Source organism: Janthinobacterium algoris (assembly GCF_051380935.1).
Lineage (GTDB): Bacteria > Pseudomonadota > Gammaproteobacteria > Burkholderiales > Burkholderiaceae_D > Janthinobacterium.
Genome location: NZ_JBNYXZ010000013.1, coordinates 104670 through 117972, shown reverse-complemented (window position 1 = coordinate 117972; position 13303 = coordinate 104670). Strand labels below are relative to the sequence as shown.

The following is a 13303-nucleotide window of genomic DNA, read 5'->3' as shown; positions in this document are numbered from 1 at the left end:
TCCAGCATTTTGCTGCAGTGCACAGGATTGTTACAATATTATGGCTTCTGAGCAATTTCCTCTGTGTACACGGTGGCGAGCCGGCTGGCCAGAACCCGGTAACTGCGCTGTTCCTCAATAAAGGCCGGGCCGACGGCCGCAAGCAAACGAGCGGCAGGCAGGTCGGCAAGAATGACGCCGATCTGTTCGGCCATCGCCTCAGCGGTGCTGGCCGCCAGGCAGCCGGCACCGCTTGCACGCAACACATTTTCCTGGTCCGGACTGTCATTACCCACGCAAGGCATGCCCAGCGCAAGGTATTCGAGCAGCTTGGTCGGCGAACTGTAATCGAACAGCGCGCCGCGTGGCACATAGGAAAGCGCCACATCAGCGCCACGCAGCAGGGCCAGCGCCTGCAGCGACGGCAGCCAGCCCGTAATATGAATGGCATCGGCAAGGCCAAGGCCCGCCGCGTAAGCCATCAAGGCGGGCACATCGGATGCCGTCGGCGAATCGCCGATCAATAGCAAACGTGCCGATGGCTGGCGGCGGCGCAGAAGCAGCAGCGCATCGAGCAGCACCGTCAGCTCGCGCGAGCTATCCAGCGTGCCGAGATAAGCCAGCACGGGGACGTCTTCCCAGCCGGCCAGGCGGCGTGGCGCCAATCCTTCCGCATGCAGCATGTCCATGTCGACGCCCATCGGCACGGCGGTGATTTTATCTTTTGCAACACCTCGTTCTACCATCAATTGCTTCATCGCTTCACTTTGCACAAAAACATGGTCCGCCCATTTCAGCACAAATCGGTACAGGAGAAAGCGCTCAACCAGCCCCTTCAACAACACGATGTAGTAACGCTTGCCCCTGCCAGCGGCAATTGAGGATCGGGCACGCGCGATGCGCCCTTCACTCATCAGAAATGATACCCAATATGCAAACCGGATACCCTTGCAACGAGCCATCAGCATCGCCAGCAGACCGATGGAGACCATATCTCGCACCTGGATCAAGTCACACTGCTTTTTACTGGTCGCCAAGACACGGCCGAGGCATAGCTTGAAAAATGCCCACTCTTGGCGCAAGCGGCTGGAATACTCGGCGGGACGCGCCTGTGTCATATACGCACCTTCCACCAACTCCCCCTTGCCGGCCCTGCCAACGATGTCGCATATCACGCCATGAAGCGGCAGGTATTTGCCGAAAAGGGTGGCCACGTCGACACGGAAGGTTGGCAAGGGCTCAGGTACAAGTTGCAATAATCGAAATACGTTGTGTGATTTCAAGGCAAACATCCCATATAAGCCCGTCAATGAAAGACGCTGAAGAGGGATCGATGGCAGCTACGCGGCCATCGATCTCAAAGAACAGGCATATCATACCCGCGCCAAGGCAAATAATTAACAAAAAGTCAGCTTCATTGACAAAAAAATCCCCCCCCGCACTTTCGCTTGCACTACCATCGCTCATCCGCACATAAAAAACCTGCCCCTGAACTGGCCCCATATAGTTGGACGGTTTAGTTTGCCAGCTTATCCAGGGCTGAGCTCCGTACAGCGGCTCACATATACTGCAACACAGAGAACTTGGACTCTGCATTGTAATAGCTGACCTTTTTTACCTGACCGTCAATGCCATGCGCTGCATGCAATTCAATCCACAATCTCACAGTTAAATGATGCAGATTGTGCTCGTCGGCCAGCTGCTTATACCCACGGCACCGGACAAATATTGCCGGTCAATGTCGAGCTTAAATTGCTCACTGTACGTCGAAATGAAAAACCCCAAAAATTGGTGTCCAACTTTTGGGGTTCAGTTTACGCTGCAGGTTTTTTACAGCTAATCAAAGATCTTTGACACACAACCTCTATCTATTAGTTCGGAATCATGATCGCCTGTGCCCCAACCATCAACTGCTTGCCAGTGGCCGTGGTGGTTAGAGTCGTCTTCGGACGCTTGCAGCCGACATCGAGCAATACAATAAATTCGCCAGTCTGTGCAACATTCGTTTTCACAAATGCACCATGATCTTCGGTTTTACCTGGGGCCGGCGGTGGTCCCGAGCGCAGCTGGTAGCTATTGGCCTCGCCGCCCAATGAAGTAATGCACAGGGTACGATCAATCTTGGTAATCTTCACGGCAGTTGCACTCTCCTTGGCGATCGGTCCAGCCGCATGCAGATTCCATTCGAACGACATCGCTGTGGGTGCGGAAAGCCTGTCCACCACCACCACCGCGTCTTGTCCACGCAAATACCATACTTTGCGCACTGCCGAAGTCAACGCTCCGCCATAGGCCGGAGTCGCATCACCAGCCGCATAATCCAACGTCGGGGTCGTAGAAAATGCCGTGATCTTGCCATTTCGGCTCAGGTTATTGACGTTATCGTTGATTAGCTGGCCTATGCCATTATTGAACGTAATAGCATTATGCGATTTAGTCTGGCGATACCAAGACATCACCAGCGGCGAATAATAATAATCCTCATATCCTGCCTCAATCAGCAAACGGCGCCCGCCACTATCGATCACCAGCGAGTTCTGATCGCCATGACCATGATTATACGAACCATAGGGACTGGATTTGAAATATACGGAAGTACGAGCACGGTCCGCCAGATTACTATGCATGGCGACCCATCCGATAGTCGGATACAAGGCGGCATTGGGCGGCGGTACGGGTGTCGCAGTCACCGTCTCAACAGGCAGAGGATAGGGCGCCTGAAACAAAGTCAGATCGGCCTCTTCGCCAACGATATTCTTGACATACCAGGCAGCCTGAGGTGTCTTGAAGCGCGACGCGAAACCCTTCAATACAAAATTATATATATCACCCTCATGTTGATCGCCAAATACCTGTCCTGGCGCACCTGGAGGCAAGAAATGCATCAGATAACGCGCAAAGCCATTACTCCACGGCTTAGTGAAAATATTCACTCCAGTCGCTTCAGCCATCGGCTGCCATAACTGCAGGGCATACTCCGTATTAAACATCGCATAGGAAGTACCATTCGCATAGCCGCCTTCGGGACCACTCCAGGCGTACACCGCGTTGACATAGGAGCGGAAAGAAAAATCAAACCAGGTAGCCGCAGCAGGGATATCGCCCATCGTGAGCGTGGAAATCACCGCCAGATAGCCGAGCGCTATCACGCCATGAGCATCGAAGGGGGTTTGATCTAACCTGTAATTATTTTTGATCAGATCAGCATACATAGGATTGACACGCGCAGAAATGGCCGCCATCCAGAGTGCTTTGCGCTGCGGATCCTTGCTCAACTCGACCGACAGCAAGTCCGAGCACTTGGCCAATGTCAACATGATGCTGCGTGTCGCCATATCATGATTGACATAGCTGGTCATGCCCCCAGGATCAAGTACCGCCAACTGATTACCGCGTGCCAGTGCTTCTTGCAGATATTTGCTTTCACGTGTAAGTTGATACAACAGTGTCGCACCCAACATTTGATTGGTTGCGCTGCCTATGGCTTGAGAAATCTGGGTGACATACGCAGTGCGCGCTGCGGATTGCGTACTTGACGTCACTGGCCAAAGCGAATCCGATGGTGCAGCCAGCGCACGGGCACCACCCGGCATGAGACTGGTTACCTGTGCCGTAAGGCGAGTCAGTGCAGCCCCGCGCGCTGTGCGCAAGGCCGGTGTCCAAGCACTCAAAGGCAGAAAATCCGCGCGTTGCTGCCGAGGACGAGGATGCGCCAGCACTTTGCTCCTGATTAACTCGTTGTCGGGCACTTCAAACGCTTGTGAAGAGCTATCTATCGTAAAGGTACGCGGCGTCGACCAATCGGTATTGGTACTGGGACGCACGCGCCAGCTGTACTGGCCGGCGCCAAATGCCGTCGTCGGCAGGTAAAAGGTACGCTTAGCCGTATATGTGGCGAACACGACACCATTCTTTAAAACTTCAACAACATAGGACGGTGGCGCGGTTGTACCAGGATATTGTGCCCACCCAAAGGCAGGCGGATTTTGCGCCTGTATCTGCCGGTCGACTGGCGCAGGCCGGACAATGAACACCTCTTTCGACTCGGCCCAGTCAGCCTGACTGGCTCCAGCCATCACACTCAGCGCCAGTCCAAGAGCAACTGAAAAAAATAACTTATGATCAACCATTATTGGCTCCTACAAAAAAATAATCGGATACGACAGGAAGCGATATCACCTCATCGGGCCGGCTAGGCTGCCGCATAAAAATGCAAACCGCATAATCATTATGTATTAGCACTAACCGCTATTTCACCTGCTTCTTAATCGCCCAACTATACACCGGATATAAGATTATAGCGTTGTCCTGATCCAACAAATAGTCATAACAATGGGATAAAACAAAAACTTGGATACGATAATTGCAACAAATAAAACATTATTAGACAAATATATTTCCGATGAAATATTTCAAGATGAATTAAATGCGGCGAATGGAAAATGATAATTTAATGGAATATTTATATATTTTGCCACATATTCCACAGCGACTAACCACCATATACTCTATGCAACAGAAAATTCAAGCTATTAAAATGTGAGAAGAACACATATCCAATCTCAGGCAACGCGCGGACTTGTCAGTTTTGCAAACACAAACCGCCTCACGGTAGCCGTGTGCCGTTCGGTTAGCGCCCAGAGGAGAATGGATGCGCCATTAATCGCCAACAAATACAGCATGAAACGAAGCACCGTATCGTAGCGAATAGGCTGTGGCGCTGCCAACTGGGGGTCGAAACTCATGATACAGAAAGTCAATGGCAGGTGTAGTGCGTATAAAGAAAAGCTATATCCGGAAAAAAAATCCGACAGTTTTTTCAGATAATTGGCAGAAATATCCATTGATATCAAAACAAGAAAAACCGTAAAAAATCCAAGCGCGAAATCATAACCGAGGGCATCTGGGTAAATACGTTTAAACAAAATAAACATGAAAACTCCGACAACAAGAAAAAAAGCCGCGAAGAAGCGCCGCCATATACTCTCGTAAAAACAATAAGCAGCGGCTCCTATCATCCAAATTACAAACATCATAAAATAGGCCAGCGGTCTACCCTCATCATTCGGCTTTGCCGAATAAATAAATAAAAATACGACAAAAAAACTCAAGAGCAGGCATAAAATTCTCGCATTTTTCTTGAAAACAAATATACCCAAGCCAGCCGGCAATAAGATGTAATACCAGAATTCATTGGAAATACTCCACAGCGAAAGATTCGTTCCATACTGAAAACCGATAATCATTTGCAAAAAAAATGCATTCAATACAAATGTCTTGATAGAGTCTGGCTCCAAGCTGCTCCACCACTCAGGAAAAAAGGGGGCGCGGCTGGAAAGTAAAGCGTCACCGCCACCGTATTTAAAAGCCAACCCATCGAGCAAGGCTGTCATTAATAAGGCGGGCAGGATAACTATCCACAATCGAGTCAATCTATCGATGAAATACTTGAACGAATCGAAGCGTTGTGATCGCATTGCCTCAATGACCGGCCCGCCAATCAGGAAACCACTCATGACAAAAAACATGATAACTGCTTTGTGGGCTCCAGAGCCGCACATGTTCACCAACCATGCAAGCGCACCAGTTGTACCTGCGGCGTGGTCAAAGAACAGGTAATTGGCATGCCCGATAACAACAGCTTGGGCTGACAAGGCGCGCATGACATTGAGCCAGATTGATGTGTTCGAAGGAATTCTCTGCATAGACTAGCTCGACTAACGAAGGTTAAAAAATTCGCCTCTCAAGTAGCAGGCATTCCAGGCCTTGCGAGCAAGCACATCGGGAACGATAGTTGGCAATCGGAGCGACATGCCGCCATTACTGGGCTACTGCTTGCCCACGACGATCCAAACGCGATTCCTTTGGTAGCGGGCATCGGCCACGCTTTGGGCGGCAAGCGAGTCAGACACTTGATTTGGCATGGCGGGATATCCGGCGAAAATATGCTGTTACAGCATTGACATGTCGCATACCCGGCTGCTCGATGAGTCTAAATGTCATGAAGCAAATGCATACTAGTAACGGGGTCAACAATAAGATGATTGACCAATGCAACAAGGGAGAAAATGTCATGGCACGCTCGCGGCCAATTACAAAATGAAACGTCACGAACAGCAACAAACCATGCAACAAGTAAATACTGTATGCGAATTCACCAAAAGTGCGTGATACGGCAGTATGCAGAATGCCAAATATGCTGGCCCCGCCCGCAATCATTGCAAAAGCTATGGATAGAAGCAATAATGATCCAAACTCATGCGCAGAAGCGAAGGCCAGGCAGGCGGTGACGATACAGACAACAGTGAAAATGCTTGCAAGTCGGCTTTCACAAAGTCGGCAAAAGGTAGGTGAAAGGACTAGTACGGCAGCAGTCATTCCCGCCAAGAATGCCAAAAAGTGGTGAACAGGGGCCTGTCTTATTATCGCGGCTGTCAGCACGCTCAAAAACACCAAGGTACTCGTCAGCAAATATGGCCACGGCGGCATGATGCGCAGGGGTAAAGCCAATAATGGCAACAAAAGATAAAACAGCCATTCGTAAGGCAGCGACCATGTGACGCCTGCCATAATGTGTGTAGTATTTTTAATGCCGTTCAGATCTGGTGCATCCAGGGAAGTAAACATTAGCCATTGTGCGGCATGCATCAATAATGCGGGCAATGTTTCTTGCCTGCGAAAACCAGAAAGACAAGCGACGGTAATAAACAAGAGCACCATGGCAAACAGATACAGCGGTGTCAGGCGCAAAATCCGGGAGACATACAGCTTCCCCCAGTCGACTCCCCTACTACGCGCAGCGAGTAATTTTGCATAAAACAAGAAACCGGTAATCATGAAAAACATGGCGACACTGGCATGTCCAAAATTCGTATAGAGAGCCGATGGCGGCACATTCCATGCGCCGTAGCGCACATAAAAGTACCATATGCAACCATGGTGCAAGAATACAAAAAATGCCAGGTAACCACGCAAGCCATCGATTGACGCATAGCGTCCGGCAAGTGGTGGCGCTCCCCATCTTTTAGCAATGAGAGCACAACAAAGTAATGCCAGCAGCAGACTCGCCATGGCAGGCAAAAAACTTACAACGTCCATTATTACTTTCAGAACAAATATAGAAATACAGCCCAGTATCATTACGTTGCATTAGCAATACTGCTTACGTGGTCAAATGGTCTAAAAGAAATATCCCAACGACGCTGCAACGCCATGCGTTTGACTATCTTGAAGATCAGTCGCTTGACGCGGCTGTCCACCCATGATGCTTTCAGACCGTAGTGATGGATACCAATAGTCTGAGAAGTAATATCGCTGTACATTAACTGCATGGCGTTCTGCGAGTTGTTGCGGTCATACGGATTAAACGGATAAAAAGTAACTGGATCCAGTTGCGTGCTATTCCCGCCGAGATCAAGTTCCACCGCTTTTTTTAGCACCACCGGTGATGTGGCAAAAAGGCGCTGCCTTATCAACTCACCCAAAATAAGTTCACGGGCAGTTATCATCACAGGATTGCCGGCTTCGCATGCGAGAAAGCCGGTGCCATAGCCCGCTCCCACATCCTTGCAGGTTTCGCGGGCCATCAGACATCCATGCAAGTTGAGCAAGAGATCGAGCGAAGTAATCAACTCCAAATCCGTGTCAAGGTAGATACCACCATATTTGGAGAGGACGTCAAAGCGCACCCAATCGGCAACGAACGCCCATTTTTTTTGAATAATGGCTTCTCGACAATAATCATTGTCTATATTGGCATTATCCTCGTTCCATAACTTCAACTCATACTCTGGACAATATTTCTTCCATGAATCAACACAGCGGCGATGCAATACACTCATCTCACCCCGACCAAACCAGCAGTAATGTATAACTTTAGGAATCATTGATTTCTCAGAGCAATTTTTCGTAGCAAGATAATTTTGATTGCAGCAACGAATGTGACGTGAATCAAAAAGGAAAGTACAGCACCAGACAGGCCGAAATACATCGTCAATATTGACAACTCCACCAAATACAGGAGATTTGTAGCTACTGAGATAATCGTTGATTGACGCAATTTCCCCAACGCCCAGTAAAACGAATGCGTTGTCACGAAAGTGCCCGCCATCACGGCTGTAAAGAGAACCACGGCGAATTCCAGCACATAATCCTGCAGTACAGGAAACACCAATGGCATCCAGATAAATTTACTCAAATAACAGATGGCACCGGCAGAAGCCGTTACCACAAACAGCATCTTCATCGTTTTTATCCACAGTTCGAACGCCCCCTTCAGATCGCCGGCATTGGCAAAAGCGGCAAACTCGGGAATCGATGTCGAATAAAACGGCGCCGTAGCCATATTGACCAGCGCATAGATCCGCTTCAAGATACTATAAACACCCAAGTTGTAACCCGGCAGCGTCAATCCAATGATGATGCGGTCGAGTTGCGCCACAGGTAAGTCACAGATCGCCTGCAAGGTCCCCCACTTTCCCACCTCGACCAGGCGTGCCGGGCGCAAATCAGTGCCGGGCAAAGTACCTTCAATACCGCTACGATTGCGAAAAATTAGCACAAACAACACAATACACCGGATGACCTCCGGCAGTGTGTAGGCCAGCACCATACTCGACAGCGTAGGCTGATAGCGGGACACTACGACCAATACCAGCAACTTGAGTAAATTGGCCAGGAAACCTGCATACATCAATACCTTGTATTGATTGACCAACCGGAAGTATGCGTTATGGGTGCCAATGACGGGGAAAATCGCAGCCAGGGATAATAATAATAAATTTACAGTGGAAAACTCTTTTAATTGAGGCAAGGAAAATAGAGTCAGCCCCGCCACCACCAGTATGACAGCAGCCATCGCGAGCATTTCATAGCCTAGACTTCTTACAACGGCAATACGCAAAGTGGCGGCATCAATACTGTGCCCCGGCATAACTATCAGCATCCCTTGCCAGTACTGAAATCCGCAGACGGTAAATACAGCCAGGGCGATCGATTGCACAAGTACCAAATGACCATATGACTCCACGCCGGCAATGGCAAGCATGACAGGAATGGTAATAACGCTCACTCCGGCTCCAGCCACATTCAGCAAGAACATCATGGAGCTATTTTTGAGCAGATTATTAAATACCTTGCTCGATACAGTCATGCCAGAACGCCATGCGGAGTCTGGCCCGGCATGGACTGAGAATGCACCTTCGCCGTATTAGCGACAGGTTTGCCGTAGCGAGAAAATTGAACGATACATCCTAGCGAAAAATAGCACAGCAACTGTATGGAGGGTTCATCAATCATGGTCCGATTGTAGATCAGCGTACTTACAAGCAATATCAGGGTCACAGTACTGGCATCAGCCATTGCCAGCCGCTCGGGACCGGCCTGGCTGCGCGCCACATAACGCGCGCCTTGCAGTATCCCCAATATAAAAATGGAAAGATAGGCCAAGGTGCCCAGGATTCCCACATCCCACAGCAAGCTCGCCAGTCCAGTAGCGCCAAGTTGCAAATTACGATAACGTGCCGCGACATAGCCACGCCCGACGTTCTGGCTCGTTGAACTTGCGCTGGGACCGTAACCAATCAAGCGTTCCTGGATACTTGGAACCGGATCCAGATACCACAATACCAACGAGGCACCGCGACTGATTTCCCCTGTAACATAATTGATGCCATTGGGATCCACCACATACCCGCCGACACTGTTAATCTTTTCTTCCATGGTGTCAGTTTTCGTATGGTTCCCCCAGTACAAAGCATGGTAAGCCATGAAGATGCCAGAGCTGATACTGCACATCAAGGCCACGAACATCACGAAAACCAGGATATTTTTCAACACCTTACGCCGCACCACCCAGAACACCCCAAAAGGTAGCCAAATAAAGACCGCCTTCACTTCGCCCAGCAGAATAATAGCCAGGCCAATGATAAACATGCCAACCACATGCGAAACAGGAGTGATGCCTTGTACCCAACGCGCTAGCACGTAGAGCATCGCCACAACGGTAAACAGCACAAGTACCGGGCTCATGTTGCCACCGAAAGAACCCACTACGCTATCCCAGCCCATGGTAGCTATATTAAAAAAATGTTGGTAGAGAGCTAATGGCAGCTGTGCCAGCGCAATCACCACGATCATTCCCCACAGGACAAGTAAACGCCGATCAGACCATTCAAACCAGTACATAGCAAAAAGAACGCCAAACATGGGCAAACAAAAACGTAGAACGGAAATTAACTGAGCGGTTGATGCATGCCCCATAAAAATACTAAACGCATAAAACGCCAGATAAATCCAGGCTGCGACAACTATACGCGTGGCGCCGGCAAAGCTTTCACCGACCTGATCCTTGAGCAATTGATTGGCCAGCGTCTTTTCCAGAATCGTCCGTGCGAAGAAGAGCGCAGCCAAGCCGCTGGCCATCCAGGTTGCCAGACGCAGATTGAAAAAATATTGTGCCGTGCCAGATGCAAAAAAAACAACTATAAACAACAGTGGCAATAGTTTTTTAGTATCGACAAACAGCAGGATTGGTATAAAGATTAACAAGCCAGCCAACATGATCGTTAGCTGAATCGCCCCCAGGGCGATGACCATGCCAAGCAAAAGCGCCGTCGCCAATCCAGCCAGGGCTAACAGGAAAGCAGTAAAGACAGGCATGCCCTGCCTGGCCTTGCGACGCGTGGACTGCGCATCCCGCGTATTGCCTGCTTTCAAACCCAGTTTATGGAAAGAAAAACTCATATGTATTCCATGCACAGCGCGTACGCTGGACTCAATAATGTGAACCGCCAGAAGTGCTGTCTGCTATAGCGACGAGCTATGCCAACCAATCGCGCACAGCGCCTATGCCGGGATTACCTTAGTGCGAGGTACCAGAAAAATGGTCGCGCAAGTCGGGTGGCATGGATTGCAACAACTGATCTATAAATGCTTGCTGCAATTGGTAGCCTTGGTCGATATCCTCGCCGATACTCGACACACGCATCAATGTCGCATCAGGAATCATGCCCTGCAGTGCGTAAGCCAGTTTGACTTTTTTGACTTCCCATGAATTGGGTACTGCCTTGTCGCCAACGACAACCCAATATGTAATAGGTTCGACGCGGGAATTAAGCGTTGCCACTGTACGCGACGTCGCAATACTTCCTGCGACCGTCGGCAAGACGACTTGGCTGGTTTGACCGACTGCAAAGCCCTGGCCGCCATAACAACCTTCCGGGAAATGTACGGACAGGTTATCGCGTTGGTCAGTGCCATAGGCAATCGATAACATAATGCGATTGCCTTGCCGATTAACATAAGTGCGCGACAAGGTTTCAGCGTAGATTTTACTGAGTTCTGCGACAGTGGTAGGATTGACCACTGCGGCGACCTGACTTGCATCCTCCTGCCAATCGCCAAACTTCGTTGGAATCGCTGTGGCGAGGATGATTTTCGGGCGCGTATCGGACAGACGCAATGTTGGCGTGACGGCCTTGGTGCAAAGGGCAGCGATCAGCATCAAACTACCCATGATCAGACCCATTATCGAACTTTTCCTCATGATGCCACCTTTCGGGCGTTCCAGTGTCGCGCTAACCATTGCAGTAAAGAATCCAGACTCAAAATCAGTACCAAGGCACTCACGAACAGCACCATCCCCGCGAAACCATGCAGGAAACCCTGCCCTGCCGCATCGCCAAAATAATAAGTGATCAACGTCAATGCCACGACGCGCATGACATTGGCCGTAAAGGAAATAGGAATAATCAGGATCGCCAGACCGATATTGCGGATAGCCGAGGTATGGCGCACCAGATTCAGGTAGAACAAACCCAAGGCTTCCAGCGTGAGCAAGGTTTGTAGCCCGGCACAGGCATCGGCGACCAAAAGCTGATACTGGCCAATTTGCAGGATCACACCTGTACGTGCGATCGGATAGCCGGCCCAAAACAGAATATGCTCACATACATACGAGACGGCCATCTTCATTGGTAACGTTAAGGTACTGACAACCGAGCTTGGTAACGGAATCATGAACAACATGAAAAAGAATGGGAACCAGGCGGCTCGCAGCGCTCCCACTCCCAGCTTGAGCACCAGGATGGCTGCCGTGATCATGACGAATGAGCCAATCTCGAAGGCAAGAATCTGCTGCGAACGACCGGCGATATAAAGCAGCAGCGCGGCGATAAAAAGCAGCCAGCCGGCTACGGATGCACGGTCTTGCTGGGCAACAGCCAATATCTGCTCGCGTTGGCGCCAGATGAGCCAGACTGAAAGTACCAGGATAATCGGCCCATGCGCCTGCTCTTCGGTCATCCATATACCAGTAAACAGGGTATAAAATGACGGGATATACAGTGCCGCAAAACCAATGACAATAGGCAACCATTCCAGCAACTGGTCGCGCCGCGGCAAGACGGACGCCAGGTTCGGCCGAGTGCTCGTATTCATCAGAAATCGACCAGTACCGAGCCGACCACTTGTGCGCCGCTGTGCAGCATCTGTTCGGTCATGGCGTTGATGTCGCCGACAGGCGTGTGGTTCTTGCGCGCCACCAGCAGGACGCCGCCGGTCCGGGCGGCCAGGGCCAGCGCATCGGAGCCCAGTGAAAAGGCTGCCGAGTCGTACAGCACCACATCGTAAGACGACTCAAGTTCCGTGCGCAGGGAAGAAAACGCGGGGCGGCTCAACAGTTCCTGGGGATTCGGCGGCAAGGTGCCGGCCCCCAGCACGGACAGATCGACGAACGATTCGATACGCGTAATGACATCGCGCTCGGCACGTCCCGCCAGGATATCCGACAAGCCCTGCCGTCCGGCAAGGCCAAATATCTCGTGCTGGCTGGGGTTGCGCAGATTTGCGTCGACCAGCAAAGTCTGTTCACCCAACTGGGAAAATACCACAGCCAGGTTGGCCGCGAACAGGCTGGTGCCATCGCCACCGTTGACGCCCACAACCACCAGCGACTTGCGGCCCAACGCCATCCAGCGTAGCATCAGCTGGCTGCGGATGGCGCGCAGCGTTTCCACTTGCGGGCTGAATGGCTGATAAGCGGCGATCAGCTTGTCGGAATACTTGCCCTCCCCCTGTTGCAGATAGGGATAGTCGAACTGACGCGCCAGGACTTGCTGGATATCCGCCTCCGTCACCAGACCCAGGCGCTGGGCAGCTTCGCCGAAACGTATGCCCAATTCCTTTTGCATGCGCAGGACACGTTCGGCACTTTCCGGCGTAATCTTGCCTGATGCGAGCAAAAGCCCACCGATGCTGGAATCGGCCGTCCGCGGCGCCGCGGATACTAGCGGTTGCAATGCTGGATTCATATTATTTCCAATAC

General features: G+C 50.8%; 10 protein-coding genes. All 10 read right to left on the bottom strand.

Annotated elements, in window-relative coordinates; all coding sequences use genetic code 11:
- Window positions 1-38: 38 nt before the first annotated feature.
- Window positions 39-1262: a glycosyltransferase gene (locus ACQ4W7_RS19455; RefSeq protein ID WP_426072794.1), complete on the bottom strand. Its 1224-nt coding sequence runs from the start codon at window positions 1260-1262 to the stop codon at window positions 39-41.
- 588 nt (window positions 1263-1850) lie between these two features.
- Window positions 1851-4109 carry a DUF4962 domain-containing protein gene (locus tag ACQ4W7_RS19450; protein ID WP_436532603.1) on the bottom strand — a complete coding sequence of 753 codons (2259 nt, stop codon included), beginning with the start codon at window positions 4107-4109 and terminating at the stop codon, window positions 1851-1853.
- 432 nt (window positions 4110-4541) lie between these two features.
- A complete protein-coding gene (locus tag ACQ4W7_RS19445; RefSeq protein ID WP_436532601.1) occupies window positions 4542-5684 on the bottom strand; it encodes an acyltransferase family protein in 1143 nt (380 codons plus the stop codon).
- A gap of 199 nt (window positions 5685-5883) precedes the next feature.
- Window positions 5884-7077 carry an acyltransferase family protein gene (locus ACQ4W7_RS19440; protein ID WP_436532599.1) on the bottom strand — a complete coding sequence of 398 codons (1194 nt, stop codon included), beginning with the start codon at window positions 7075-7077 and terminating at the stop codon, window positions 5884-5886.
- 41 nt (window positions 7078-7118) lie between these two features.
- Entirely contained in the window at window positions 7119-7865 is a 747-nt protein-coding gene (locus tag ACQ4W7_RS19435) for a glycosyltransferase family 32 protein (protein ID WP_426072790.1), read from the bottom strand.
- Window positions 7862-9130 carry a lipopolysaccharide biosynthesis protein gene (locus ACQ4W7_RS19430; protein ID WP_436532597.1) on the bottom strand — a complete coding sequence of 423 codons (1269 nt, stop codon included), beginning with the start codon at window positions 9128-9130 and terminating at the stop codon, window positions 7862-7864. The genes ACQ4W7_RS19435 and ACQ4W7_RS19430 overlap by 4 nt, the downstream gene beginning before the upstream one ends.
- Window positions 9127-10722: a hypothetical protein gene (locus tag ACQ4W7_RS19425; protein ID WP_436532595.1), complete on the bottom strand. Its 1596-nt coding sequence runs from the start codon at window positions 10720-10722 to the stop codon at window positions 9127-9129. Before ACQ4W7_RS19425 ends, ACQ4W7_RS19430 begins: the two co-directional genes overlap by 4 nt.
- A 118-nt stretch (window positions 10723-10840) precedes the next feature.
- Window positions 10841-11506 (bottom strand): exosortase-associated protein EpsI, B-type, encoded by a 666-nt coding sequence (gene epsI, locus ACQ4W7_RS19420; RefSeq protein WP_436532593.1) that lies wholly within the window; start codon window positions 11504-11506, stop codon window positions 10841-10843.
- 14 nt (window positions 11507-11520) lie between these two features.
- Window positions 11521-12417 carry an exosortase B gene (gene xrtB, locus ACQ4W7_RS19415; RefSeq protein ID WP_426072786.1) on the bottom strand — a complete coding sequence of 299 codons (897 nt, stop codon included), beginning with the start codon at window positions 12415-12417 and terminating at the stop codon, window positions 11521-11523.
- Window positions 12417-13289, bottom strand: coding sequence for a chain length determinant protein tyrosine kinase EpsG (epsG, locus tag ACQ4W7_RS19410; RefSeq protein WP_436532590.1), 873 nt, complete (start codon window positions 13287-13289; stop codon window positions 12417-12419). The genes xrtB and epsG overlap by 1 nt, the downstream gene beginning before the upstream one ends.
- Window positions 13290-13303: the final 14 nt, after the last annotated feature.